Source organism: Woeseia sp. D3-10, assembly GCF_055809415.1.
Window position 1 is genome coordinate 2,815,297 of the sequence record NZ_JBVVTW010000007.1, and the last position, 25,981, is coordinate 2,841,277.

Here is a 25,981-nt window from a genome sequence, read left to right on the forward strand (position 1 = left end):
CCGCCGATACCTCCTGAAGATGGGTGCCGTAGGGCCCATTCCGGACCGCAAACAAGCGGTTTCCCACTCTGTCATGGAAGACTGATGCCTTACACATACAATTTCGCGTTGGTGGCTTTGTCGTTCGTGGTTGCTGTCGCCGCCTCGTACACAGCCCTTGAACTGAGTCGCCGGGTTTCCGTGGCGAGTACGGTCGGCTCCAGACGGTGGCTCACCGCGGGCTCAATTTCAATGGGCTTCGGCATCTGGACTATGCATTTCGTTGGCATGCTGGCGCTGTCGATGCCCATGGCCCATCACTACGACGCAACGCTGACGGCTGTGTCGTTAATGGTCGCGATTGGCGCAAGCGCATTCGCCATTTATGTTGCATCCCGGCCAAGAATCTCTGCAGCGAATATCGCAATCAGTGGTTTGTTACTCGGTAGTGGCATTGCGACCATGCATTACATCGGTATGGCCGCAATGATAATTCGGGCCGACATCGTATACAGCACTCTGAAAGTCGCTTTGTCGATTGCAATCGCCGTTTCCGCAGCTACCGCTGCGATCTGGATAATCTTTGCACTGATTCGTTCGACGCGGAAGCGTTCACGCTTTCTGAGTTTAGCTGCCGCGCTAATCATGGGCACTGGAATATGCGGAATGCACTACGTGGGGATGGAGGCGGCAAGTTACGTCCCGTGGCCAGAAACCGGTAGTGACGTGGCCCCCCATGAAAGCAACTGGTTGCCTGCTGTGCTGGGCGCGGCAGCATTGATCGTTCTTGCGATCACGCAGTTGATAATACAATTTGATCGGCGCTTAAGCGCAGAGAAAACGCAACGTGAGCAGTCGGTTCGAAAGGCGACCCACCTCAGCGAGATTCTGGACGAGTCAACAAATGAGATTTTTTTGATCGATGCCGAAACATTTCGATTCGTTTATGTGAACCGCGGCGCACTGGAGAATCTGGGCTACAGCAGAGATGAACTCAGCAAAATGACGCCTATGGACGTGGCCCCGGGTATTGATCGGCATGGCATGGAGAAACTTTTTCAGCCGATGCGAGAGGGAAAGCAGAGAGATATGCTGATCGACCAGACTCATCGCCGCAAAGATGGCTCTGAGTATCCGGTCCAAGTGCATATTCAAATGCACGCGAACACGCAGCCACCGTTGTTCGCTGCGATCGTCAACGACATTACGTCGAAGATAGATCTGGAAAGGCAGCTTGCGCAGGCGATGAAGATGGAATCAATCGGGCAGCTAGCCGCGGGTATCGCACACGAGATCAATACTCCGGCACAGTACGTGGGCGATAACACCAAATTCGTTCAGGATGGATTCGCGGAGCTGCTTCCGTTGATTGATCTCTACTCTGAACTGACGGATGCGGTTCGTAGCGACGCAGTATCCGGTGAGCACCTGCAAAAAATCGAAGTTGCTTTGCAAGCAGCTGATGCTGAGTATTTGCGAGAACAGATTCCACTCGCGATCGAACAATCGCTGGAAGGAGTATCCCGAATCTCCGGCATCGTTCACGCGATGAAAAAGTTCTCACATCCCGGTTCCAAGTCCCGCGAGCCAGCCGATCTGAATCGCGCGATCGAGAATACCGTCTTGGTTGCTTCGAACGAATGGCGATACGTTGCCGAGGTGAAGACCAATTTGGACGAAGACATGCCACAGGCACCGTGTTACGCCCAGGAGATAAATCAGGTTCTACTGAATCTTATTGTCAATGCCGCCCACGCAATAGAGGCCAAGAACGGTGCCAATCCGACTGAAAAGGGCACGATAACTATAACGACTAGCTACGATGAGAAAACCGCATCAATTGCTATTAGCGACACAGGTTGCGGAATCAAGGCAGCACATCTAAGCAGGGTGTTTGATCCGTTCTTCACGACCAAGGACGTTGGCAAAGGTACTGGTCAAGGGTTATCCATGGCGTACCGATCCATCGTCGATCTGCACGGGGGCACTTTGACTGCCACGTCGGAACCAGATCGTGGCGCAACGTTTACTATACGCCTGCCGTTAACCGACTTGCCCGACGACAAGCAGAAGACCCAAGGAAGAGCCGCATGATGAAGGTTCTTTTCGTCGATGACGAACCCAATATTCTGGACGGGTTGCGTCGTACCTTACGACCACTGCGGAACGAGTGGGCTACCGAGTACATGACCAGTGGTGTCGCCGCGCTTGCCTATCTTGAGAAGAATGATTGCGACGTCGTTGTAACTGACATGAAAATGCCAGGAATGGACGGCGCCGAGTTCCTGCAAGAAATTCGTGAACGCTATCCTAATTGCATACGCATTGCCCTTTCTGGAGAAACTGACAATCACCTGATCTATCGTTGCGTACAGCATGCTCATCAGTACATTGCCAAGCCATGCGATGCTGATACGCTTGCTGCTACTGTGAAGCGGGCAACTTCTTTACGGCAGTTAATGACTGACGCATCTTTGAAGACGCTGGTCTCAAAGCTGTCAACCCTTCCCAGCATGCCGAGACAATACCAACAAATAATGCGGGAGCTGCAGTCAGAAGATCCTGCGCTCACCGCGGTCGGCGGTATCATCGAATCCGATGTCGCAATGACCGCGAAGATTCTGCAGCTTGTCAATTCCGCATTCTTCGGACTGGTACGGCAAGTCTCATCGCCGTCCGAAGCTGCAAACTATCTGGGTCTGGATGTGATCAGAACCCTGGTGCTGTCAACTGGAATCTTTTCGCAGTTCGATGGCGATGAGGCACATAGCGTGATGCTGCACAAGATCTGGAACGACAGCATGCGGGTGGCAGCACTTGCACGCAAAATTGCGTCGCGCTATTGCCGGGAACCGCTGGCTGAAGACTACGCATACATGGGTGGCATGCTGGCTAGTATCGGCAAGTTGGTGTTATTGGAAAATCTTCCTGAGGAATATGCTGCGATCGAGCGACGTCGCGTTGTCGAGGCGACCGGCTATGAGTACATAGAGCGGAGTGTCATTGGTCATACGCATGCTGAAGTTGGTGCATACCTGGCCAGTTTGTGGGGTTTGCCAAATCCGGTTGTGGAGTGTGTTGCATTCTACGCCCACCCGGCGAACAGTGTGGCAACCGACGTCACTTCGCTGGTCGCGGTGCATATTGCTCATGCAATAGTTCACGGCAATGGGGAGCAAAAACTGGACCTACTGGACTACGGGTTTGTCCGAAAACACGGTCTGATTGAGGATCTCCCGCAAATGACAGCGTTGTACAAACATAACGACAACCATCCGGAATCCAACAATGGCTGAGAAGATACTCTTCGTTGACGACGAACCAAATGTACTGAACTCTATCCGTCGAAGCCTGCGTAACAAGTTTGATATTGATACGGCAGAAAGTGGCGATGAAGCGCTGCGCAAGATCAAGACAGGCGGCGGCTACGCGGTGGTCGTGTCTGATATGCGCATGCCGGAAATGAACGGAATAGAGTTTCTCGCCAAGGCCAAGGAAGTTGCGCCCGATACCGTGAGAATGATGCTGACTGGAAACGCTGACCAACAGACTGCTGTTGATGCGATGAACGTTGGCGATGTTTTCTGCTTTCTCAATAAACCATGCGACGCCGACAAAATGAACAGTGCGGTGAAAGCTGCGCTGCATCAGCACCGACTGGTTATTGCCGAGAAAGAGCTCTTGGAGGAGACCCTGCGAGGCAGCATTAAAGCCCTTACCGAGGTTCTTGCGCTCAGTAAGCCGGAGGTTTTTGGTCGGGCGACGCGCCTCAAGAGTCACATGAGACGCCTTGCGATGCAGCTCAAGCTTGATGATCTGTGGCGCCACGAAAGCATCGCGCTGCTGTCACAAATTGGTTGCACAGGTATCCCCGAGGAACTGGTCAAGCGGCGTGTCAGGGGAGGGCGTCTTGACGGCGAGGAAATGGTGGAGTTTGCCGAGCACGCGAACCTTGGAGCCAATCTTCTGTCATCGATACCGCGGATGGAGTCAATAGCGGATGCCATTCGTTATCAAGAGAAGAATTTCGACGGTTCAGGCTATCCCGCGGACGCACGCGCAGGCGAGCAGATTCCAATGGGTGCAAGATTATTAAAGGTAGTGTTGGATTTTGATGCGCTGGAAGCGGCAGGCGGTGAGGCGAGCGATAGTCTGGCCCGATTGAGACAGCAGTCGGCCTGCTATGACCCGGTAGTGCTTGCAGCGTTCGAGAGTAGCCTTGCGTTGGGAGCGGACGTTACTGTCAAGACAGTCGACGTCCTGCGTCTGGCAGATACGATGGTACTTGCTCAGGATGTGCGGACGGACACCGATTTGCTGTTGGTTGCCAAAGGCCAGGAAACCTCAATCTCTGTCCAACGTCGTCTACGTACGTTTCTTGAGAACGGAGCTATCGCGCCATCCGTAGAGGTGTGGGTCCGCGAGGCATAGTCGGCACGCAAGTGTGGCCTAAACGTTAGACCAGGAGGATCAGGCCAAAATTGCGGCCGGCCAGGTGCCTGAAGACAAGCTGCCGTTCGTCCTGAACAGGTCGACAAATTTCGCAGTAAACTGGCGATATGACCGAACGATGCTTCGCACAAGGGCTTGGTCATTCGTGTCGCAAGAGTGAAACGATGTCCAAAACCCCGATCGAGGCTTATTTGTCGGTGAATCACTGTTTGTAATTCCCTGCCGCCGGGTTAGACTGCGCCTGCCGTCGGCAAAGGTCCCGGCTGGCCTTCGGTTTTCCGCCGATTAGCAACCAAAGCGCCCGTAGCTCAGCTGGATAGAGTACCTGGCTTCGAACCAGGTGGTCGGAGGTTCGAATCCTTCCGGGCGCGCCACCTATTTCAAAGTTAAATCAAGCAGTTAGTGCTATCCGGCGCTAGCTGCTTTTTCTTCAAAACGAACAGTGCGGGATTTTTGCGTGACCCTTCCCCAACCACCTGGTTAGCCGACGAAAGTAAATTGCCTAGCTCGGCTGCCGAGTAGTGAGTTGTGATCCTTCCCGAGCGGTGTCCCAACAAGTCCTGCCTGTCCTCGAACGACACTGCGGCAGCCCTCAATCGATGGCCAAACGTGTGTTTGAGATCGTGCACACGGACCTGCTTTAACCCCGCTTTCATTCGTCCTCTTTGCCACGCTGTGTTGTCCATCTTTGATAGACGCCTTGGAGTTACCGGTTTTTCAGACAACGTGCCTTTGCGTCCTGGAAATGTGCCGCGGCCATGTAATCAATTCGTTCGTAGAGATTCGCACAAGTCAGGAAGTTAATTTGTCAGTACCACGGTGAGGGTCCCTTGACGTACGGTGCAGTAATGGTGCATTCTTGCACCATACAAGATTCTTGGAGCACACGCCATGTCACGACAAAGCATTTCCTTCACCGACCCCAACACCGAATGGCTCAAGCATAAGGTGGACGTCGAAGGCGAATACAAGAGCAACAGTGAAGCTGTCAACGATTTGATCCGTAAGGCACGCGAAATCGAGTTTGTCCGAGCCCGGTTGATTCACGCCGAACAGAGCGGGTTTACGCCCATGACCGCTGACGAAATCCTGGCACAATCCAAGGACGAGTTGCGGAAGAATGGGGAGCTATAAACTCAGTGAAGATGCGAAGGCCGATCTAGTCCGTATTCACCAACATGGCATTCGTCGGTTTGGAGAAGCCCAAGGCGACAAATACTACTACGCACTATTTGATCGTTTCGAACAAATTGCCGAACAGCCGCTGTTGTATCAAGCGGTCGATGAGTTCCGCGAAGGCTACCGACGCAGCGTGTGCGGTGTAGACAGCATCTACTATCGAATCGACGGGGATGTTGTCGAAATCATGGCAATAATTGGACAACAAGACGCAGACGAATGGCTTTGACGCGGCGCCTTGGCCCCATCCGAAAACTTATCTTTCTTTTTCAGACACGCTCAGCCGATTGCCTATTCTCGACGACGTTACATCAGTCCGGTGTTGATTTTCAATGCAAGTAGTCGGCTCATTTGGCTCAAACTTCGGTGCAAATCAACATCCTATCGACCTGCCTGTACATGGCGGCCCGAATCACCTGGAACGAAAACACGCGAATTTCCCGCTGTGTTTCAATGGGCGCATGCGTCTAGCCACGAGCGACCTAGTGACGAGCCAAGTAATCTCATCAACTGGTAAATCTAGCCAAAAAAAAAACCGCATCGAAAACGACCACACCAAAACAGCGGAGTCCGCTGATTTTGTCGTTTACACAGATCGCTGAATGGACTGGCAGCCCGATTTCAACCAGTATATGCATAGCGGTTGCAAATTGCCGTGCCCATCGGCGGGGAAGATCGATGGAGAGTAAAATGAACGTCGGCCCAGTAATATTGCCGAAGTGCATGGCGTCTCGCAGTTCAATTTTGCCAGTTGTATTGGTGTGTTTACTAGCTGTGACAGCCTTTCAAAGCGAGGCTCAGTGTCACGACTTGGACAATGCGGGGTTCGAGCAGGCAGTCCAAATTGATGGCTCGCTACAAGGGTGGGACCTCAGGACTTACGGATATGAGGCGACTACCGATTTCGAGGAATCTTGGAGTGGCAAGGCAAGCTTGCGATTCGTATCGGTGGACAAACCGCAGTCAGCATCTGTTCGTCAGGAAATCCCTGTTGCACTAGTTCGGGTAGGCGCCTCTCGAATAACCGGATATGTACGCACCGATTCCCTCAAGAAAGAAGCGGGGCTTTTTGTAGTAGTCGATGAGGCGAGCGGACGTAGATATTTTGACTGGATGCGTGGAAGAGCGGTGACGGGCACCTCGGAGTGGACGCGTCTAGAATTGCGAATTCCTCAACTCGCAAATGCGAGTACGGCTTTTGTTGGGGTGGTAGCGGCTGGCGCTGGCACCGCGTGGTTCGATGAGTTGACAGTTGAACGATTGGCTCAGTCTGAAATCAGTTCCGAGAGTGCAAAGCAATATCTCGAAGAAGCTATCGGAATTCTAGAGAGGTACTCGATCAATAGAGACGCAGTTGATTGGCCCCTACTCAGGCAGCAGGCGCAAGTATTGGCATCGGGCGCGGAATCAATATCGGATATGTACCCAGTAATAGATTCAGCGATTTACCTTCTGGAAGATAATCACAGCACATTGATCCGGCCTGCGCGAGCTATTGGCTTGACGACAGGGGCAGCAAACAGCACCGAGTTGCGGAACTGGGCTCCGCCGGTTGGCCATATAGAAGGCGGCTCATTCGGCTACGTGACTGTTCCTCCTATGATGGGCACGGAACCCAGTCGAATGACAAAGTACGCTGATGAACTGCAGGCTGTTGTCGCTAGCATAGATTCTGCTGGTGTCTGTGGTTGGATAGTTGATCTAAGAGGCAACTATGGGGGCAATGTATTCCCCATGCTCGCGGGGATAGGTCCGATTCTGGGCGAGGGAAATGCAGGTGGTGGCATTACGGCGGACGGAGACCTGATTCCGCGTTCGTATGCCGCTGGTCGCTCCGGTCCAGCCCGTGTAAGCGGCGAGCCCTATTCCTTGGTTCATCCTTATCCGCCTGTTGCTGTATTGTTTGACGGTCGTACCGGTAGCTCAGGCGAAGCAGTAGCTTTGGCTTTCATTGGAAGACCGAAGACAAAGACCTTTGGGCAAGAGTCTGGTGGTCTGACTACGGGGAACGCAGGGTACGAGCTTTCTGATGGCGCCTTATTGAATATTTCAGTGACAAGAATGGTCGATCGTACGGGTAAGGCGTACGGCGGGAAAGTCATGCCAGACGTGCGAACTGCAGCCCGCACGCAAGGTGACACTGGTACTGATGAAACGATTGAAGAGGCCGTGTCCTGGCTACGCACTCAATGTGGCAATAACAAAGCGGATGAATTGTAATGTCTGAATCGAAGCTGGTCTCAGCATTTCGGCGAAAACTCTGGTCGCGTTGGGACTACGGCATGCTAATGACGATCGACGACTTTGGGGCGAACTGCGCCGAGATTGTGGAGTAATACCGAGTAAGGCATTGCGAGGACACGCAAACTTCCGAGAATTGTTGAACAAATTGGCGCTGTAATTGACTTGCGAACATGGTTAGTAACTAGCCTGTCGGCGGTCTCGCTATTGTTAACTATTGGCAAGAAATTAAGACCAGAGTGAGTCGAGGAGGGCGAGCGGCGAGTTCTGACCCAAACTTCGCACTTGCGTTAGGGGAAAGACCCGGTCAGAACTAGTCGCTCGGAACCAAGCGCCCATACTCTCTTAAGATCTCACGCAAGCGCTCGTGGTCGATGCTCTCGACTGTGAATTCATTTGCCCCGACCATTGTCTCGGCCGCGATTAACGAATTGACAATGGCCTCTTCGGTTGCCTGGATCACGGCCTCGTAAAGATAGTCTAGCGTGAAGACTGCGTCGTCGCTTAGCGCCTGCAGAGTCGCAATCTCGCCACGCATTTGCGGAGCAGCGTTTCCCGTCGAGAAAGCCAGAAATATTTCGCCAGATGTTCGTTCGCCGATGCCTCCGACCCTCGCAACACCCATTGCTGGTCGTTTTGCCAGTCGTTCAAGCTGCATTGGCAGCAGCGGTGCGTCAGTTGCCACGATCACAATTATGGAACTGCCAGTCGAACGGTGGTCACCGAAATGATCTGTTGTGTCAGGATTAAGGATCTCGCCCACCGGCACGCCAGCCACCGTGAGCCGCCAAGGCAGTCCGTGGTTTGCTTGCACCAGAACACCGACTGTGTACGGGCCTACAAGTCGCGAGCTGGTCCCAGTTCCTGCCTTAAAGCCGTGGCTGAACATCCCCGTTCCACCACCGACGTTACCCTCAGCGATTGGCCCGGAATGCGCGTTGTCCAAAGCTGCAAACACATGCTCGTGCTTGATGTGCCTGCCGTACATGTCGTTGAGATCACCGTCCCAAGTCTCTGCCACAACCGGAAGATGTGTCATACTTTCGGCGTTGCGATGACGCATCCAGTCGAGCGCCGCGGCGTGCACGTCACCGACGCTGACTGTGTTGGTGAGCAGGATCGGTCCGTACAGAGTGCCGAACTCGTCGATCCAATGTGTACCGGTCATTTCGCCGTCACCATTCATCGTAAATCGGGCTGAAAAAACACCTTCAGTAACATCGCGACCTCGCGGATGAATCACGGTTACCCCAGTCCGAACAGGCCCCTTGCCGACGACCAGCTCTCCGTTACCGCTAATGAGCGTTGAATAGCCGACTTCCACACCAGCTACGTCAGTGATCGCATTATTTGGTCCGGGTATACCGTCAAATGGAATTCCAATTTCGCGAGCACGAGGTGCGTTTTCCGCACAAACACCGGCGCAGCTAAGAGACAAAATTATGAGCGGAAATAGACGCACACCAGGCTCGATAGGTAGACAAGATTGATATTGGCATTATCGACGCTAGGAGGCGCGACATCCAGCGGCAAGTATTGGCCGTTTCTTACCGCCCAGGTGGGGTTAGGGGCCAAGATCTATGCAACGGCTTAAATTGAAGCCGGTGCCGCATGATGGAGCGACTCAGTTGTGACCTCGGATCGAATCCGTGCGGGAGATTTGCGTGTTTTAGTTGAGCATCGTTATGCGTTGAGGTGCACTTTAGGCAACGGGCGCCCAGCAACTTCTCTTCAATCACAATAAGTTACAGTTCGTTTCTCTAACTTCGAACCAGGTGGTCGGAGGTTCGAATCCTTCCGGGCGCGCCATTTTCCTCTCAATATCAATTGCTTACAGACTAGGAACTCTGCCTGATTTGGTGAGCTGTCCCGTAGATCCCTATTTGTCCCATAGATTGGTGTTTTGCGGCCCGTCTCCTCACTAAATCCAGCGAAGTATCAGCATTCGACTTCGCAGCGGATAGCATTAATTATTGGCCCGAAGTTAAGATCAGGGTGATGCGTGTAGGACGAGCGACAAGTTGTGACCCTTTACTTTGCGCCCAGGCTGAGCGGCTGCTCTTTCCATGACTTGCCGTTCAAACGTCTGCTTTAGGGAAATGAAAAAGGGCAGGATTCGGCCAAAAGCAGCCATAGGAACGTGCGATATGATGTTCAACTTCTACCTACTACTTCGTAGTGAACGACTGACGGCTCGAATTCAAGCAAGAATTCTTCGTCCTCTGGGTAGTACTTGGCTTTTTCCGCATCGGCACCCGCAAATGCGTTGATCGCTTCGAGACTTTCCCATGATGTCATTGTTATAAAGTGCGTCGCGTCGTCCTCATGCCGCTGCAGAATCTTCACGCTAAGATTCCCGGGCACTGCCTGGTAGTCGGGAATCGCTCGCTCAATAAGAAAGAGTCGATAGGCCGCTGCTTTTTCGTGGTTCACTCTTCCATGCCACATCCGAATTATCATTCACACATCCTCAATGATCACTCCGCTATAAACCCACATAGGGACAGTCTTGCCGGCACGTTCGAACCCCATCTTCTCGTAAAACCCAACGGAATCAACATCTGGTGTGAGCATCTGTTGGTGGAACGATCCATATCGCTCTCGCATCGCCACCATGATCCGATGGCCAATACCACATCCGTGACTTTCTGGATCAACCAGCAAGTGAGGAAAATAGACGACCAGGTGCCCGTCTGAGTATTGCATTGGCAATACCCACTAGTTTGCCCCTAATACGCGCTCTTACAAGCGAATGAGAGTTCCGAAGTGCGGCAACCAGCTCACCCGGTTTTTCTGCCGACGACCAAGCGTTGACGGAATAGAGTTCTACTACCTCTGACTCTTCTATCGAATCATCTAAATTGATCTCAACTGCCGAATTCAAGTCCCTCATCCCCGATCTCGTCTAGCAATTACCAGACCAAAGAGCACGACGACCCGGTCAACATTTTCTCTACACCCGAACGGCCGGTTTGGGTCAGAAGGCGTCATTCTGCCGAAGGTTTTCCGAGCAGCTGCTATGCGAAGTGAAGCTGCCTATAAATTACTTCCTGGCCAGGGTCTCAGAACAGCCAGAAGGATACGGTCGCTCACAAAGGATCGACGAACTTTATCCCCGGTTGGGACTGAAGCATCGCTTTGAGTTCGCGATCTAGTTTGTCTGAGCCTTGAGATGTGTCTGGTTTTTCGAACAGCCTCTTGAAGAAAGGAACCTCTACAGGCAGCTCCGCTTGAGCGTAGGGTTAGCCAGCACAAAGGGCCGCCACGCAGCTAACCGGACGGCATCCGCTCGAATGCGTGCAACGAGGGGTTGATGGCGTCCCACTCCAGCGCGCGGACGTTGTAGGTGAGCACCTGCGGCTCGAAGCGGCCCGGCTCGTCCAGGCTGCCCGCAGGAACCGCGATCAGCTCCGGCATCGCGGCAAAGCGCAGGTAGACAGGCGTTCCGCAGACCGGGCAGAAGGCGTGGATCTTGACGTTGCCGCTGTCGCCCGCGACCTCCCAGTGCGTCGCCTCACCGGTGATCGTCATCTCGGCGCGCGCGGGAAAGGTCAAGTAGGACCCATGTCCGGTGCCGCTTCGCCGCTGGCAATCGCGGCATTGGCAGTGGTTCTGGAAAACGGGCGCGTGCTTGGTCGCGTAGCGGATCGCGCCACACGCGCATCCACCGGTGTAAGGCTGGCTCATGACCGGCTCCCGCTTGAGGCGGCCTTCGGCTTGGCGAAGACGTCGATGCCTTGGCCGGTTTCCAGCAAGGACTTCAGACTGGAAAGAACGATCGGCCAGCCTTTCTGGATGCCCTCGGCCATCCCGCTGCCGGCCTCGAGTTCGTCGTGGGTGACGGTTAGTCGCACCATGTCCTCATATGCATCGATGTTGAAACTCACGCGACTGTAGGCGGACGGGTCGGCCGCCTGCGAGGGGCTCGCCCAAGTAATGACCAGGCGCGTCGGCGGCGCGACCTCGACCACTTTGCCGACCACATTGACAGTGCGCTGCTCGTCGGCGCGCACGTGCTCCCAGGTCGATCCGGACTTCCAGTCGGAGACGTTCTCGTGGCCCCAGTAGCGCCGCGCGATTTCCGGTTTAGTAATGGCCTCGAACACCGCTTCCGGCGTCGAGCGGATGTAGGTCACATAAACGAAGCAAATCTTTTCATTACTCATGATTAACCTCTTTCAAGTTCCGTCTTCAGATCGTGTAGCAGGCTGAGCCGCTGGCGTTCGAATTTCCGTACCCACCGTTCGTAGACCTCGTGTAGCGGCACCGGGTTGATGAAATGCAGCTTCTCCCGGCCACGCCGGACCGTGCTCACCAGGTTGGCCGCCTCGAGGATCCCGATGTGTTGCGTGGCCGACTGCCGCGCCATATCCAAGTGCTCGCAAAGCTCGCCCAACGTCTGCCCGTTTCTCTCGTACAGCAGGTCGAGCAGCCTTCTGCGTGTCGGGTCGCCCAGCGCCTTGAAAACCTTGTCAGTGTCCATCTTTGTTGTGTTTGAAAGTAAGGGAATATTATGCAGGTAATTACCTGCATGTCAAGCAGCGCGTTGTTAGGCTTTACCACACGCTATGCAGACGGCAGCTGTAGCCAAAAGTGCATGCTAGGCAGCGTAGAATCGGCGTTGCTTGGGCGCCCTCTAGCGGCCAGAACCGGCCGCCCAATTGACCCTGCGCAGTGGGCCATGTATTACTGCGGCATGCCTGTTTGCCGTAACTGCCAATCGAATCTCGACGGCGAATATTGTTCGACTTGCGGCCAGCGAAACGTCGAATTCGAAAAACCCATCTGGAGCCTGGTCGGCGCCGTCATTAGCGAAACCTTCGAGGTTGATGGGCGGGCTTCCTCGACAGTAAGGACTCTGTTTCGGCATCCGGGCAAGCTCACCAGAGAATTTCTTGCGGGTCGTCGAGTCGCCTACTCACCACCGCTGCGGCTTTACCTGGTCTTCAGCATCGTCTTCTTCCTCCTGATCGCGTGGTTCGCGTCGAGCGGATTACTGCGTGAGCCTGGGTCAGATCTGAACTTCGATGCCGCGGTGCAGGCCCAATTCCTGTCGGACGATCTACCCACCCTGATGTTCCTGCTACTGCCCATCTTTGCGATGCTAATGAAGATCGCCTACTGGAAGCGGTTGTACTTCGATCACCTGATCTTCTCGCTGCATTTGCACTGAGTAGCGTACGTGGCGCTGGCATTCATGCTTCCGCTCGAGGTCGTCGCGAACCGGCACATTATCTTGTTGCTCGTACAGGTCATCGTATTCCTCGGTTTTCTTGCCCACTTCACGATTGCCGTGCATCGCGTTTATCGAGCCGGCTGGCTAGCAGACGTGGTTCGGTCCGCGTTAGTGCTGGTGATGTAAGTTATCGTCGTGTCAGTGGCGATCGAGGTCAGCAGTGAGTTCGCGATTATTACGGATTGATGGGCGCAGAGCGGCAGACGTAGGCGGTGAAATTCAGACTGTCCGAACCGCCAATGTCGCCCGCCGCCCTGCGGTGAATGGCGAGGTCTGCTTTGCACTCAATAGCAGCCGCTCGAGCGGCTTCTTTCGGGGTATAGTTGAGTTCCGCTAATGACCCGAAGGCGACGTTCTCTCGTGAAAGGATCAAAATTCAGTTTCTGAGGAGGTTCGGATGTCAAAAAGTGACGAACAAGCCATCAGGACACTTGTTGATCAGTGGATGGCAGCCACGAAGGTCGGAGACCTCAACGCGGTTTTGAGACTCATGTCCGAGGACGTAATCTTCACCGTTCCGGAGCGGGAACCTTTCGGAAAAAAGCAATTTGCGGAAGGATTTTCGGAGATCTCTAAAATGGAATTCGAAGGTACCAGCGAAATATTGGAAATAGAGGTCCTCGACGATTTCGCATGGACCCGAAATCAGATTCGAATGACTCTGAAGGGATCCGATGGACAGAAAATCAACCGTCAGGCGCGCACTTTGACAATTTACAGGCGTGAAGACGATGGACAATGGCGCCTCTTTCGCGATGCGAATCTTCCCGCATGATTCTAGCCTAGTCGTCGGCTCCTACTCGCTCCGCTGGACGTCTGCTTCTGGCCGAATCCTGACCGATCACTGTTGCTGATTTTTGTCGTTCGAGAGGCTGCTCCTCAATTAAGCGGACGCCCGGCGCCGGCATCGACCTCCATTCAGTAATTACCCATTTTTGAGCGGCAAGTCTTAGTCAACCGGGCGAAACCCAGGTGACAAGTATTGGCCGGTTCTTTGCGTTCAAGAAGGCAGGGCGCCAAGACTTGGGCAAAAGTGAAGAATGGCGTCCATGTCATACAGAGGAGCAACGCAGTTGCGGCCTCGGTTTGAATTCGTGCGGGAGTTTTGCGTGTTTCGGCTGTGCATTGTCGTGCAGAGTAGGGCAATTGATGCAACGGGCGCCCAGCGACTTTTCTGGTTAATTCAATTACTTACAGAATGGTGAGCTAACTTCGAACCAGGTGGTCGGGAGTTCGAATCTCTCCGGGCGCGCCATTTGATTTGGAAGAGGTAGACGGCATCACGCCCTCAGGCTCTTCGCACTTGCCAACGCTGATTCGAGCCTTCCTCAGAAAGACATGCACCGGGTCTGTACGACTCGTGAGTTGACTGTTCGTTGGGCAAGCATGATGTGCCGTTTCGGCAAAGCATCTTCACTTCGTATCGAACGTTGCCATTAGAGATGATCGGCAGTCCCTGTTCCGCGATCGCGGGCCGACCGTACAAGCGAATGGCCTGACTGTGAGTGGCTCAAATTTAGAATCTGAATTTGCAAAAACGCGACGCCGATCATGGCTTGGCGTTTCATCACATCTCCGTTCGTGAACTGCGTCCCAAATAAATTGCCCATATGTTGCAAACCATATGTCAAGTGCACAGTATTTGGGTTATTGGACGCATTAACGGAAAAATATTTTCGCGTTTTCCTGGAGACAAGTATGACAGTCAGGCTAAGCCCACTGGGCGCGATGTTCTGGATTGGCGCCGTGCTGGTATTTTTGGCGCCTCGTGCCGAAGCACAAACGGCGACCGACAATTTTCAAGTCAGTGTCACTATTCTGGATTCTTGTTCGATCGTGGCAGACGACCTCGACTTCGGCGGACAGACCGTGCTCGACAGTGTGGTTGACGACAGCACTCTGGTTACCGTGAATTGCAGCGTCGGTACAGCGTACGCCGTTAGTCTGGACGCGGGTGTCAACGGCACGCGATTGATGAGCGACGGATCAGAGACCGTTGCCTACGAACTTTATACGAGCGCGCTGCGAACCCTTGAGTGGGGAATTAACGTCGGCGTCGATACCCTCGGTGGCATCGGCACCGGCATCGATCAGGTCCTGACCGCGTACGGTCGGGTTCTCGTGCAAGCCACGCCCGGTCCCGCAACCTATACCGACACCATTACAGCCACTATCGCCTTCTGATGCCGCTAGCCCGCCATTTAGTGCTGCTGGCCGCCGTTGCCTTTGCTTTCTTTTGGCAGGGCGATGCACGGGCATCGGCTTTACAGCTTGAACCGGTCTCTGTACGACTGACGCCGACAACGCGCTCAGCCGTGCTTCGTTTGCGCAATCAGAGTGACGTGCCGATGAACGTGCAGGTCCGGGCATTCCGCTGGCAACAAGTCGACGGCGAAGATCAATTGAGTTCGACTGATGCACTGCTGGTCAGTCCGCCGATACAGCAACTGGATGCCAACGGCGTGCAAGTAGTGCGTGTCCTGCTTGCGGAAACGCTAACGTCCGAGGAGGAGCTGTCGTTTCGTCTGATCGTTGATGAGTTGCCCGGCGAGCCCAGAGCTGATGGCCAGGTACAAATGCTCATTCGCTATTCGATACCGGTGACCTTCCGGCCCGGTGATCTTGGACCGGCGAAGCTCAGTTTCCAGCTCGATCTCACGCAGGAACAACCAACAATCGAAGCAAGTAATTCAGGTGCCAAAAGCACGCAGCTCAGTGCCATGCGTTTAACTTCCGCGAGCGGCGATGTCATCGAGTTGAGCGCCGGCCTGTTCGGTTATGTCTTGGCTGGTCAAACGCGCCGCTGGCCGATCCGGCTGGCGGACAAAGCGTCAATCGATCAGATAACTGGAGTCGCGGCCAATGTCGACGGGCAGGCACGGGCATTCGAGCTCCAAACTTCGCGCTGAACTATGGGCTTTGGCGTTCCTCGCCGCCTCATCTGGACCCTGTGCCGCAGCAGAAGCGAACGGACTTAACTCCGGAATAGCGGCGTTTCCCGTTTCGGCAAGCGCTGCAAACAACCCACGTAGCTACTACCTTGAGGCCTTGATTAATGATCAGCCCACCGGGCTGTTGTTGACTATCCTCAGGCGCGGCGACAACTGGCTGATTCCGAAGAAGCACCTGCAGGCGCTCGAATTGAAGGTCGATGATTTACGCGCAAACGATGCCGGCTTGGTAGCCCTGAACGCGATCAGTGGTCTTCGTTATCGTTACGATGCGCCGGCACAGCGGCTTTATCTTGATGTCGAAACCGAGCGGAGAAAGCTGCGCGTAGTTCGCTCGCCGTTGGAGTCGCAATTAGGCGATACGGCATCTGGTGCGCTTATCAACTACGACGTCGCTTTCCAGCAGCAGGAAGGAAAAGGTGTTCTGAGGGCGTACTCCGAGCAGCGGTTGTTTGGCAAGCAAGGGGTTCTCAGCAATACCGGCATCAGTACTGTCGGCGGCGGCATGCAAGACTATGTCCGCCTCGACACCGTCTGGACGCGAGCTGATGCGTCCTCCATGCGTAGCGTGTCCGCTGGCGACGTTATCACTCGCTCGTTGGGTTGGACTCGATCCGCTCGTATCGCAGGTATGCAATTCAGGTCAAATTTCGCTTTGCGTCCCGATCTGGTGACTTACCCGGTCGCGGGCTTTTCGGGAGTCGCCGCTGTCCCGTCCTCCGTTGATATTTACGTGAATCAGGCGCGTCAGTTCACGAGCAATGTTCCGGCGGGCCCGTTCCGCATCGATGTGCCTCCTGCATTGAACGGCGCTGGACAGGCGAGCGTTGTTGTAACCGACCTACTCGGACGAAGCACGGTGCAAACGCTCGATCTCTATGTCGTCCCACAACTGCTCAGGGCCGGGCTCGTCGACTACTCTGTCGAGGCAGGCTGGTTGCGAGAAAACTTCGGTTTGCACAGCGCGGACTACCGCGGTGGCGTCGTGGCCAGCGGCAGCGTTCGTTCCGGGTTTACTGACTGGCTGACAGTCGAGGCTCACGGTGAAGCCGCACCGGGTCTGGTGCAATTAGGCTCCGGCGCCCTGGTTCGGCTTGGCCAGTTCGGCCGGCTGAATGCCTCGCTCAGTTTTAGCGGCGCTCACGCCGCTGGCCACAAGTTCAGTGCTGGTTACCAATATGTGTCGCAACGCTTCAGCGTTACGGCAGACCTGCAGCAGGCGAGCGAGCACTATCGTGACCTGCCGTCGTTGCTGGGAAATGTACCGTCACGTCGCCAGCTCCGGGTGTTTCTGGGTTCGCAGTTGGCTCCGGGCAAGCATGTAAGCGCCGGTTACGTGGTTGCGGACGTGAGTGCCGTGGATTCGTCAACTGCAACCGCCGATGTCGAGCATGACGCAGAGAGTTCCAGATCGATTTCGCGGTTGGTGTCTGTTGGTTACCGGCAGTCACTTGGGAGACGTGTTGCATTGAGTGCGAACGCATTTCACGATATTGATCAGGCTGGCAACCGCGGTGTGTATATCGGCTTGTCCGTCGCTGTCGGCCGGTCCACTCACGTGCAAACAAATTACTCCAGTGCGAACGAACGTGGCTCTGTGGCGGTTGCCCGGCGAAGTCCGTTCGAGGGTGGCTGGGGCTGGAACGTAAACAGCAGTATTGCCGATCAGAATGCACTGCAGGTGGGTACCCGGTTCACGGGTAGCAAAGGCGTTGCGAGTCTCGACTTGAGTACGCAATCAGGTAACAAACACTGGAAGATAAGTGGCCGTGGCGCACTCACCATCATTGGCAACTCGCCTGTCGCTGGCAGGTACGTTGATGACGCGTTTGCCATGGTCTCGACGGATGGGGTCGGCAACGTACCGGTCCTGCATGAGAACCGAATTATCGGGCAGACAAATTCGAACGGCTATCTCATGGTTCCGAATCTCAACGCCTATCAGGTAAACCGCATCGCGATCGATCCGCTGGGTGTGCCGTTCAACTATCAGGTTGGTATGCAAGAGCTGGATGCTGTTCCCCGTTGGCATGCCGGTACTCGGGTAACGTTTCCGCTGGAGAACTCGGTTGCGGCCTTCAGCGTATCGCTGGTCGATGAACAAGGCGCGTGGTTACCGGCAGGCAGTCGCGGTACGAACACCAGTAGCGGCGCGACTTTCGTCGTGGGATACGACGGTGTGGCGTTTATTCGCAAGCAGAAAGCGGCGGTAACCATACGGGTAAAGACGGCGACGGGTGTGTGCACAGCGCTGATTACCAGCGTGGGTGACGCTCCGGTGGTGTGCCAGTGATTAGCCGACAAGTACTCGCACTCCTTGCTGTATTGTTCCTGCAGTTTTACTCGCATGACGCGTCTGCGCTCAACTGCAACGTTTCGATGCCGGACGTTGCGTTCGGCGCGATTGACTCCCTGTCTGGCAATGTGACCGATGTCAGCTCGTCAATTCAAGTCGATTGTTCGGAGTTTCTTTTCGGGATTGTCGACTCAACGATTGGGGTCTGCCTATACCTCGATGAAGGGAGTGGCGGGTCAGACGGGACAACTTATCGCAACATGGTGCAAGGCTCGGATGATTTACCATTCAATTTGTACAAGGATGCAGCGCGAACCCAAATCTGGGGTTCGGAATCCGCGTTTCCGGCTGCCGGCGCGCAAAGGGTGGTCGTCACCCTGAACGGTGTTCTCGGACTGCTTGCGACCGGATCAGCGACCGTTCCGGTATATGGACGAGTGCCAGGCAGTATTTCCGGCTTACCCATAGGCCCGTACGCTTCTACATTCGCTGGCGGTGCGCGAGCACGGTACTCGTTCAACAACGCAATACCCTGCGATGGCGTCAATGGCAGCCAGACCAGCGATAGCTTCCTGGCCAGCGGAACCATCATCGAAAGTTGTGTGGTGGAAGCGGATGATCTGGATTTCGGCGCCCATGCGCGACTCGACGGCTCGGTAGATGGAAGCAGCCAGATTCGATTGCAGTGCAGCGCAGATACCGCCTACTCAGTATCGCTGGGCGCGGGTGGAGGAGGCGATGCGGGTGCACGACGAATGGTGCACGGAAGCATTCCGACCGAACAGATCGGCTATCAGTTATACAGCGACGCCTCGCGGAGCCAGGTATGGGGTGACGGGTCGGGGAGTACGACGACGGTCGGTGGCACCGGCACCGGCGCGACACAATCTGTCAGTGTCTACGGTCGAATACCGCTGCAAACAACGCCCAGACCCGGCGAATACGTCGACACGGTGATCGTCACGGTCAGTTACTGATAGCTGACGCCGTCAGATATCGTCGGTCCATCGTAGTCTTCGCGTTCAGTATTGTTGTTGGCGGTGTTTGGGTCGCGCTCACTTGTTGAGGACAATACCGTCTGCCTTATACTGTCGTACGCTTATCATTCGTGGGTATCTGCATTGCGGTCATGCGCAGGCACCTCCCGCGCGATACACCATATGCAGGTTATCCATGTTTCCGATTGCAGACTTCACTCGTAAGCCTAGAGTATTCCGATTTGACAGTTCACATTCGCGGGTGGATATCGGGCATTGCAGCGGCTACTGGGTCCTGTTTGATGGACGCAAATGCATCAGCGAGCATTCGGCCGACAGGTTCGGCAATATTTATGAGACCTATTTCTTCTCAAGTGCTGATCTGGAAGACCAGTCGTCGGATGCACTTTTTGAGCACGTTAAAGCGGCGCACACAGGCTACGAACACGATCCTGATATCACCGTCACGTCGACTATCGTGAAAGACAGCCTGGATCAGTCGTGTTGGGCGATTGATGTATGCATTGCAAGTGCAACCAGACTTTTTCGAAAGCGCCCTCCGCATTTTCAGTTTTACAGTCTCCCTGCTATTCCAATAGCTCCGGTCTGGAGCTTGATCGAACGCTACCGAGAGGCACAAAAGGCGTCGATCCCTTTCATTCTGGTTGCCGGAGAAACCGGCAGCGCATCGTGGCGAGACAGCGACAGTTACAGTCTCGTTAACCTGAAGAACGAGGCGGAATTGAGAGCGCGACTTGCAAAGTATCCCTGTAAGCCCCCGAACGCGGACTACAGTCAGTTCAATTTAGGCATTATCGACGCCAGAGACAAACAGCAGCCGTTCAATGAAGCAGTCTATAGTTTGGCTGCCGATTGGGAAGGGGCAGAGCTGTCGGACTAGCTGGGTGCATCGAGAGCGAACGGTCCACGTGTGCTCGAATCCGTCATCGCTGTAGTGAGTCTGCGAATCGCCCATCAATAGCGGCGTGTTGTCAAAAGGGCGGGGCATGCAGCGATATCACAGAGGCCGTTGAGTCCCGATTTGCTTTCTGGCAGTCCAACTCACCGGAATGATGCCATTCGCCGGCGGCACGGACTGGATACATACTCCCCGATCGTGCGAAGCTCAGCGTTGATCCGCGCGGTGACAATCGTCCGGCGCCGGAAAATTTCACTGGAGACAAATTGATGAGTTGGAACTCGACCCTGCAGCGAGCAGGACTGCGTGCTTTTGCATGTGTCTTGATGCTGGCAACCTGCACCACTGCGTTCGCGGATATGGAAAAGTCCGTAGCCGACGCCCTGTCCGCAGAGCTGTCCGGCGATTCCTACCCCGGCTTTGACGCGTTCCTGAAAGCGGCCGAAGCACTGCGTGTGGCACAAGACCTGGACATCAGAACACTGCGCAATAGCTACCGCGATGAGCAGAGTCTGACGGTTGCACAGCGCAACACGCTTTACCGATTGCTCGGCATCTATGCCCGGCTTAAGTACGGCGATGAAGCCATGCAGACTCTCGCCGAACTGGTCGCAATTCCGACTTTCGAAGTTGAATCGCTGCCGCAGACCGAGAACCCGGAGTTTTTGCGCTTTGCGAAAACGCTTGAGCGCATCACCAACGATTTCGGACTGAATTTCCGCAACGTCGGCGACCAGGTCTATGAAGTCACACTCGGCGACGCGCGCGGTGAACTGATCGGCCTGCACGCGCATGCGGACGTCGTACCCGTTAACCCTGATCTTTGGGTACTTGATGATGGAACCCGCCTAGACCCGTTCGTGGTGACGCGCATTGGTAATCGCATGTACGGGCGTGGTACGCAGGATGACAAGAACGGCATCGTGGTCACGCTATATGCGATGCGCGTGATTCAGGACGAGCAGCTGCCACTCCTGCATACGTTCCGACTGCTGGTGGATACCCGCGAGGAGACCGGGGGTGATGCGATACCGTGGTATTTTGAGAGCAACCCGGTGCCGGATTACAACATTGCACTGGACGGGGATTACCCGGTCGTTATTGCCGAGAAGGGCTATGGCGTGGTCATGGCAAGCTTCCCGGCACGCGAGGCCACACCCGAAGGTGCCGCCGTGGTTGAAGTGACCGGTGGTCTGGCAACTAACCAGATTCCTGCTCAATCAACAGCGTGGATTCGTACCGCGGCGCCTGATGTGCTGGTAACTACGCTCAAGCCACTTGGCGAAAGTTTCGCCGCGGAACACGGCGGCAATTTTAGCGTGCGCGCGAGTGTGGAACCGCGCGGCGTGCGCCTCGACGTCATTGGCGTGTCAGCGCATTCATCTGACCCGGGCAGTGGTACAAACCCGGTGTCGAGGATGTTTGCATTACTGGACAAGCTGCGCTCGGAAGGCGTTCTTGAAGCGAATCACTTTACTGACGCGGCGCGATACGCCACTGAGAACTGGGGCCTCGATTTCCTGGGGACACGCGCCGGTATCGCCTATTCCGATCCTTTCATGGGACCGCTTACCGCGGCTCAGACATTTGTTGCGCATGAAGATGACCAACTGCGCACGGCGGTAAATCTCCGTCTGCCCATCGGCCGGCAACCGGGAGAACTGGTTAGCGGGCTGCAGGACCGACTCGAGAAATGGGCCGCCAGCAATGATATCGACGTGGAATTTCAAACCTTTGCTCGTGATCCTATGTACCGCAATCCGGAGGGCGCGTGGGTCAATGCGTTGCTGGATGTTGCGGTAGAAAACCTGGATATACCCCGTGAATTCGGTTCGTCTGCCGGCGGCACTTCGATTCATGATCTGCCGAACGGCGTGCAATTCGGATTGTCCAGGGCGGACGAGAAGTACACCGGGCACAATGCCGGTGAGTTCAAGACGGTGGATCAGTTCCTGCTCGATCTCTCAATTGTTACTGAGATGATCGCGCGGCTGGGTGGTATGCAGGAGCTGTGACGGTGTGCTGAGGGACTGATACAGCGAGCGAACGCGGTAATAGACCACAACAGACGTTGGCAATAGTAATGTCTCAATTGCAAAGGGGAAGGTTCATGGTTCGCGTCCGAATTATTTCAATCGCATTGCTGTTTACTGCCGTTGTCGCTTGCAATGCAGAAACCAAGATACCGGATATCGATGTTGCCGCAGAAGAAGCAGCCATATCGAAGTTGGAAACAGAATGGTCTGATATGTATGGCGCTCGTGATATCGGTGGCATCGCTGCGTTACTGGCGCAGGATACGGTGTTGTTAATGCCCGGTTCCGAGGCGATAGTTGGTATTGCAAACGTCCGTGCCGCTACTGAAGAGATGTTGAAATCGGATGACCAGGTTTCCTGGATGTCGGATTTCGTCTCGGTCGCTCCCAGTGGTGACATGGCTTACGACTACGGTACTGCCACCACAAAACTCGCGGATGGCTCGACTGTCAAAGGCCAATACCTGGTTGTGTGGGTAAAGGAAGGCGGTCAGTGGAAAGTCGCTGCGGACATGTTCAACTAGCGTCTGATTGCGTAAAGAGTAACGGTGTCAGGACTATCGTTGCCCCAGAACAGCCTGACACCTTATGCCCGTCATATAGAATCCAGACTGCTGATCGTTCGGGTATAGCAAGTGCAGCAACGCACGTTGCCAAGTATGGGCGCTAGTCGTGTAGCTCCTCGGGATCGTGCATGGCCAAGAACGCATCCGGCATGACCGGCTCCGGAAGCGCCAGTATGTAAACAACTTTGTTCTTCACAGCACCTTCGGCGTGCAGCGTTCTGGCTGGGACGACAATCTTGTGACCGGCTTTCACCGTCGTCCTGATGCCGCTTTCAGCGTCCAGAAAATCCGTTTCGCCTTCCATGATATAGGCGTGTACTTCATCGGAGTGCCAGTGGACATGAAGTCCTTCGTTCGGGCCCGATACAAACGTAGTTGGCCACGTGCCATTCCTCTTCACGTCATCGAGTACATTGTTCTTGCTGACGAAAAACTGCGGGTAAAATTGGAGCTTCAAAAGCCATTCTCCTAAGTCAATGGATGTTCGTAGCGACATGTGGGGCGAGTGGATCCTATTGATAATCCCGCGTGCGCGAAAGGTGCGTATACTCACGAGATTCATGTAACAGGTGCATTAATGGATATCGAGTCTGTTCGCATATTTGCGGACGTGATCAAGCAAGGTAGCTTTGCTGCGGTGGCGCGGCAACGCAATATTGACCCGTCCTCCGTTTCTCGCTCAATCGGCACCTTGGAAGCAGAGCTTGGCTTTCGCTTGTTTCAGCGTACTACCCGCAAACTTGCGCCGACCGAGGCCGGTGCCGAGTATTTCGATCGCGTCCAAGGGTTGATAGGTGAGTTCGATCGGGCGAGCGAAGCGGCTTTGGATCTCGTTAGTCTTCCTATCGGCACGCTTCGCATAACGGCGTGCACGTCGTTTGGCCAGCGAATTCTTGCACCTTTGCTGTCGAAGCTGCGCACGCAGTACCCGGATCTGACTATCGATATGCAGTTGGTGGACCATCACGTCGATATTGTCGAAGAGAAGATTGACATTGCCATTCGATTTGGCAAGAAACCTGAGGGTGACTTTATTGTCAGCCAACTGGTTCCCAGACAGTTTCATGTGTGCGCCAGCCCCGCTTGGATCAGTGAGAACGGCCATCTCGCTACGCCGGCTGAGCTTGAGAAAATGGATTGCATGTTGTTCTCGATTCCCGGCATCCGCAAGGTATGGCGATTTCGTAAGCGAGGAGGCCAACCGTTCGACGTACCGGTATCCGGTCACGTGCTAACGTCCCATGGTGTAACTATGACCAAGTGCGCAGTGGCAGGCCTGGGGCCAGCGTTGTTGCCAGACTGGTTGTGTCGCGACGAGATTCGCGCAGGCGATTTGGTCAGTCTCTTCCCCGATTACGAATGCACCGCAACGGAGTTCGATACAGCGGCGTGGCTGGTATATCCGAGTCGATCCTACGTGCCGAAGAAAGTGCGAGTCTTCATTGATTTTCTGCGTGCCGAAGTTGCAGGCTTTGCCTGACCGGGCTGATCTGTCCCGGCGGCGCTGGGGCCGGCGAGGGTAGCGCCGGGAGCGGTACTCTTTTCATCAAGCACTGGTGGACAGCGCGCGATCTGGCTGATATCTCGTCGTATAAGTAGCGCTATCAAGTGACGTGAGAGGTGGCGGTTGCAAACCCTTCCTCACCTGGCACTGAAGGAGACGGTCCGAACAGCTGATTGTTTCGTACCTAAAAAGTACTTATCCCGCTCCACTCCATGAAGCGGTACATTCGACGCCGCCAGAACGAACTATCCTCATAATGCTCGTAGGGCAGGCTGTAGATGCGGTCGTCTGTATTGTTCCAGCTTTCTTCAAAGTACTCGTGAGCCGCGACGAATACAGAATCCGTGTTGCGGCCCCTGACCACAACGTCAGTCTCCAGGTTGTAGTCATCCAGGTTCCTGCGAGTGAAGTTGGCTGAGCCGGTCACCATAACGCTGTTGCCTAAACCATCTCTAAAAAACAGCATCTTGCTGTGGCACTGTTCACCCATAGAGCTGCACCAACGCACAGGAATGCCGGCAGCGTTCAGTTCGTGCGCGACCGGCCGGTTCGGGATACCGTTTTTCTCACGCCCGAATGCATCTTTGTTGGGGTCCAGTAACAAGCGCAGGCTTGCACCACGCTCATGCGCCTGTTTCAGGGCTGCTATGACCTCACGATCGGACAAATAGAACATCATCAAATCGAGCTGTTCCCCGGCCTCTGCCCGGTTGATTTCTGCAAGGACGGCATCTTCAATCTTACCTTCGGTGACTACTTGAACAGTGGTTGCCGCTGCCGTGTGCTCGCGCGGTATTTCAACCTCGACCGGCGGATAGCCTGAGAGTTTGAGTACCGCGTTTTCGGACTGCAACAGATCGGCAACGGCACCGCCGGTAAAACGAACAGCGGCATTGCGGTGTGCGCTGCTGCCATCGTGCGGATTGGCCGATGACACGAAGCCGACGTAGGTCGGGCCGCTATCAGCGATCAGTACCTTGCGGTGATTGGCTTTGAAATTGATCAGTTCCAGATAGCTGCGGATTGACACCCGGCCCGGCCCAATAGGATTCGGTAGTGTGTTGGCTGACGAATTACCGAAAGGTTTGAACAGGAGTCGCCAAAAAAAGGAGTAGACGGCATTGCTGTCATGGAGCTCGCGTAAGTTGGTTACGACGAGGCGAATACCCGCCTGTTCGAGCTGCTCGAAGTACGGTGATTGCAAGCCGCCGTACAGTTCATTGACGGGGTCAGTGATTACCACGATCAACATGTCGGGATGATTGTGTTTCTTTGCGACCAGCGCATCGGTCAGTTCGCCGGCCAGCTGTCGGGTTGTTTCCGGCACGGGCCCCTGAAAATCGTTATAGAGAAACATATCCAGTACGATCACTTCCCGCGCTTCGTCGATGATGCGAAACATATCGTCGAATAGAGCCTGCTCTACGTGTCGCTGACCGTTCCGGTCCACCCAGCTAGTATCGGCGATGAATGCAACATCAGCGCTAGGGAACTCTTCACCTTGCAGCGATACGCCATCCGGTAGTGGCGTCAGGTTCTGGCAGCCCGAGAGAAACGGCAATACGAGGACAGCCGCCAGAATGAGGTGTAATCGTATGCGCACCAGCGTGTTTGTGTTCTGCTTCAAAATTCTTCGTACGTCCTG

Annotated in this window: 26 protein-coding genes, 1 tRNA gene and 1 pseudogene; 18 read left to right on the plus strand and 10 right to left on the minus strand. The window is 54.8% G+C overall.

Annotated elements, in window-relative coordinates; genetic code table 11:
- The first annotated feature begins 84 nt into the window (after window positions 1-84).
- The 4 genes from AC0L8N_RS12840 (at window position 85) to AC0L8N_RS12855 (ending at window position 4,805) form a co-directional block, all read left to right on the plus strand.
- Window positions 85-2,073, plus strand: a complete 1,989-nt coding sequence (locus tag AC0L8N_RS12840; protein ID WP_473668078.1) for an MHYT domain-containing protein — start codon at window positions 85-87, stop codon at window positions 2,071-2,073.
- Window positions 2,070-3,275 (plus strand): HDOD domain-containing protein, encoded by a 1,206-nt coding sequence (locus AC0L8N_RS12845; protein ID WP_473668079.1) that lies wholly within the window; start codon window positions 2,070-2,072, stop codon window positions 3,273-3,275. Before AC0L8N_RS12840 ends, AC0L8N_RS12845 begins: the two co-directional genes overlap by 4 nt.
- Window positions 3,268-4,410 (plus strand): HD domain-containing phosphohydrolase, encoded by a 1,143-nt coding sequence (locus AC0L8N_RS12850; protein WP_473668080.1) that lies wholly within the window; start codon window positions 3,268-3,270, stop codon window positions 4,408-4,410. The genes AC0L8N_RS12845 and AC0L8N_RS12850 overlap by 8 nt, the downstream gene beginning before the upstream one ends.
- A 318-nt stretch (window positions 4,411-4,728) precedes the next feature.
- Window positions 4,729-4,805 (plus strand) — tRNA-Arg (locus AC0L8N_RS12855).
- Between the two features lie 12 nt (window positions 4,806-4,817).
- Here the strand turns inward: AC0L8N_RS12855 and AC0L8N_RS12860 are convergent.
- Window positions 4,818-5,117 (minus strand): tyrosine-type recombinase/integrase, encoded by a 300-nt coding sequence (locus AC0L8N_RS12860; RefSeq protein WP_473668081.1) that lies wholly within the window; start codon window positions 5,115-5,117, stop codon window positions 4,818-4,820.
- Between the two features lie 205 nt (window positions 5,118-5,322).
- Between AC0L8N_RS12860 and AC0L8N_RS12865 the strand changes: the two genes are divergently transcribed.
- The 3 genes from AC0L8N_RS12865 to AC0L8N_RS12875 all read left to right on the plus strand — a co-directional run bounded on the left by AC0L8N_RS12865 (window position 5,323) and on the right by AC0L8N_RS12875 (window position 7,830).
- Window positions 5,323-5,565, plus strand: coding sequence for a ribbon-helix-helix domain-containing protein (locus AC0L8N_RS12865; RefSeq protein WP_473668082.1), 243 nt, complete (start codon window positions 5,323-5,325; stop codon window positions 5,563-5,565).
- Window positions 5,552-5,839: a type II toxin-antitoxin system RelE/ParE family toxin gene (locus tag AC0L8N_RS12870; protein WP_473668083.1), complete on the plus strand. Its 288-nt coding sequence runs from the start codon at window positions 5,552-5,554 to the stop codon at window positions 5,837-5,839. Before AC0L8N_RS12865 ends, AC0L8N_RS12870 begins: the two co-directional genes overlap by 14 nt.
- A 449-nt stretch (window positions 5,840-6,288) precedes the next feature.
- Entirely contained in the window at window positions 6,289-7,830 is a 1,542-nt protein-coding gene (locus AC0L8N_RS12875; protein WP_473668084.1) for a S41 family peptidase, read from the plus strand.
- Window positions 7,831-8,164: 334 nt separating this feature from the next.
- On the opposite strand, the gene AC0L8N_RS12880 is transcribed toward AC0L8N_RS12875, so the two are convergent.
- The 6 genes and pseudogenes from AC0L8N_RS12880 to AC0L8N_RS12905 all read right to left on the minus strand — a co-directional run bounded on the left by AC0L8N_RS12880 (window position 8,165) and on the right by AC0L8N_RS12905 (window position 12,334).
- Window positions 8,165-9,313, minus strand: coding sequence for a DmpA family aminopeptidase (locus tag AC0L8N_RS12880; protein WP_473668085.1), 1,149 nt, complete (start codon window positions 9,311-9,313; stop codon window positions 8,165-8,167).
- 692 nt (window positions 9,314-10,005) lie between these two features.
- Entirely contained in the window at window positions 10,006-10,311 is a 306-nt protein-coding gene (locus tag AC0L8N_RS12885; RefSeq protein WP_473668086.1) for an antibiotic biosynthesis monooxygenase family protein, read from the minus strand.
- Window positions 10,312-10,744, minus strand: a pseudogene (locus AC0L8N_RS12890) (GNAT family N-acetyltransferase).
- 377 nt (window positions 10,745-11,121) lie between these two features.
- Complete coding sequence (locus AC0L8N_RS12895) at window positions 11,122-11,538, minus strand: GFA family protein (RefSeq protein WP_473668087.1); 417 nt, start codon at window positions 11,536-11,538, stop codon at window positions 11,122-11,124.
- Entirely contained in the window at window positions 11,535-12,017 is a 483-nt protein-coding gene (locus AC0L8N_RS12900) for an SRPBCC family protein (protein WP_473668088.1), read from the minus strand. Before AC0L8N_RS12900 ends, AC0L8N_RS12895 begins: the two co-directional genes overlap by 4 nt.
- A 2-nt stretch (window positions 12,018-12,019) precedes the next feature.
- Window positions 12,020-12,334: an ArsR/SmtB family transcription factor gene (locus tag AC0L8N_RS12905; protein WP_473668089.1), complete on the minus strand. Its 315-nt coding sequence runs from the start codon at window positions 12,332-12,334 to the stop codon at window positions 12,020-12,022.
- 30 nt (window positions 12,335-12,364) lie between these two features.
- Here AC0L8N_RS12905 and AC0L8N_RS12910 point away from each other — a divergent pair, with 30 nt between their 5' ends.
- Both AC0L8N_RS12910 and AC0L8N_RS12915 read left to right on the plus strand, forming a co-directional pair.
- Window positions 12,365-13,024: a DUF3667 domain-containing protein gene (locus AC0L8N_RS12910; protein ID WP_473668090.1), complete on the plus strand. Its 660-nt coding sequence runs from the start codon at window positions 12,365-12,367 to the stop codon at window positions 13,022-13,024.
- Between the two features lie 24 nt (window positions 13,025-13,048).
- Complete coding sequence (locus tag AC0L8N_RS12915; protein ID WP_473668091.1) at window positions 13,049-13,213, plus strand: hypothetical protein; 165 nt, start codon at window positions 13,049-13,051, stop codon at window positions 13,211-13,213.
- Window positions 13,214-13,262: 49 nt separating this feature from the next.
- Here AC0L8N_RS12915 and AC0L8N_RS12920 read toward each other — a convergent pair whose 3' ends face one another.
- On the minus strand, window positions 13,263-13,460 hold the full coding sequence (locus AC0L8N_RS12920; protein WP_473668092.1) for a hypothetical protein: 198 nt from the start codon (window positions 13,458-13,460) through the stop codon (window positions 13,263-13,265).
- A 24-nt stretch (window positions 13,461-13,484) separates the two neighbouring features.
- Here AC0L8N_RS12920 and AC0L8N_RS12925 point away from each other — a divergent pair, with 24 nt between their 5' ends.
- The 8 genes from AC0L8N_RS12925 (at window position 13,485) to AC0L8N_RS12960 (ending at window position 22,790) form a co-directional block, all read left to right on the plus strand.
- Window positions 13,485-13,862 carry a YybH family protein gene (locus tag AC0L8N_RS12925; RefSeq protein WP_473668093.1) on the plus strand — a complete coding sequence of 126 codons (378 nt, stop codon included), beginning with the start codon at window positions 13,485-13,487 and terminating at the stop codon, window positions 13,860-13,862.
- Between the two features lie 923 nt (window positions 13,863-14,785).
- Window positions 14,786-15,271 carry a Csu type fimbrial protein gene (locus AC0L8N_RS12930; RefSeq protein ID WP_473668094.1) on the plus strand — a complete coding sequence of 162 codons (486 nt, stop codon included), beginning with the start codon at window positions 14,786-14,788 and terminating at the stop codon, window positions 15,269-15,271.
- A complete protein-coding gene (locus tag AC0L8N_RS12935) occupies window positions 15,271-15,996 on the plus strand; it encodes a fimbrial biogenesis chaperone (protein ID WP_473668095.1) in 726 nt (241 codons plus the stop codon). The genes AC0L8N_RS12930 and AC0L8N_RS12935 overlap by 1 nt, the downstream gene beginning before the upstream one ends.
- Window positions 15,950-18,331, plus strand: a complete 2,382-nt coding sequence (locus tag AC0L8N_RS12940) for a fimbria/pilus outer membrane usher protein (protein WP_473668096.1) — start codon at window positions 15,950-15,952, stop codon at window positions 18,329-18,331. Before AC0L8N_RS12935 ends, AC0L8N_RS12940 begins: the two co-directional genes overlap by 47 nt.
- Window positions 18,328-19,311 (plus strand): Csu type fimbrial protein, encoded by a 984-nt coding sequence (locus tag AC0L8N_RS12945; RefSeq protein WP_473668097.1) that lies wholly within the window; start codon window positions 18,328-18,330, stop codon window positions 19,309-19,311. Before AC0L8N_RS12940 ends, AC0L8N_RS12945 begins: the two co-directional genes overlap by 4 nt.
- Window positions 19,312-19,507: 196 nt before the next feature.
- The gene (locus AC0L8N_RS12950; RefSeq protein ID WP_473668098.1) at window positions 19,508-20,212 is read left to right on the plus strand and encodes a hypothetical protein; all 705 of its coding nucleotides are present in this window, start codon (window positions 19,508-19,510) and stop codon (window positions 20,210-20,212) included.
- Between the two features lie 287 nt (window positions 20,213-20,499).
- Window positions 20,500-22,245: a dipeptidase gene (locus AC0L8N_RS12955; RefSeq protein ID WP_473668099.1), complete on the plus strand. Its 1,746-nt coding sequence runs from the start codon at window positions 20,500-20,502 to the stop codon at window positions 22,243-22,245.
- Between the two features lie 95 nt (window positions 22,246-22,340).
- The gene (locus AC0L8N_RS12960) at window positions 22,341-22,790 is read left to right on the plus strand and encodes a YybH family protein (RefSeq protein ID WP_473668100.1); all 450 of its coding nucleotides are present in this window, start codon (window positions 22,341-22,343) and stop codon (window positions 22,788-22,790) included.
- A gap of 142 nt (window positions 22,791-22,932) precedes the next feature.
- On the opposite strand, the gene AC0L8N_RS12965 is transcribed toward AC0L8N_RS12960, so the two are convergent.
- Window positions 22,933-23,289 carry a hypothetical protein gene (locus tag AC0L8N_RS12965; protein ID WP_473668101.1) on the minus strand — a complete coding sequence of 119 codons (357 nt, stop codon included), beginning with the start codon at window positions 23,287-23,289 and terminating at the stop codon, window positions 22,933-22,935.
- Between the two features lie 120 nt (window positions 23,290-23,409).
- On the opposite strand from AC0L8N_RS12965, the gene AC0L8N_RS12970 reads away from it, so the two are divergent.
- The gene (locus AC0L8N_RS12970; protein ID WP_473668102.1) at window positions 23,410-24,312 is read left to right on the plus strand and encodes a LysR family transcriptional regulator; all 903 of its coding nucleotides are present in this window, start codon (window positions 23,410-23,412) and stop codon (window positions 24,310-24,312) included.
- A 208-nt stretch (window positions 24,313-24,520) separates the two neighbouring features.
- Here AC0L8N_RS12970 and AC0L8N_RS12975 read toward each other — a convergent pair whose 3' ends face one another.
- Window positions 24,521-25,963, minus strand: a complete 1,443-nt coding sequence (locus tag AC0L8N_RS12975) for a phospholipase D-like domain-containing protein (protein ID WP_473668103.1) — start codon at window positions 25,961-25,963, stop codon at window positions 24,521-24,523.
- Between the last annotated feature and the right edge of the window lie 18 nt (window positions 25,964-25,981).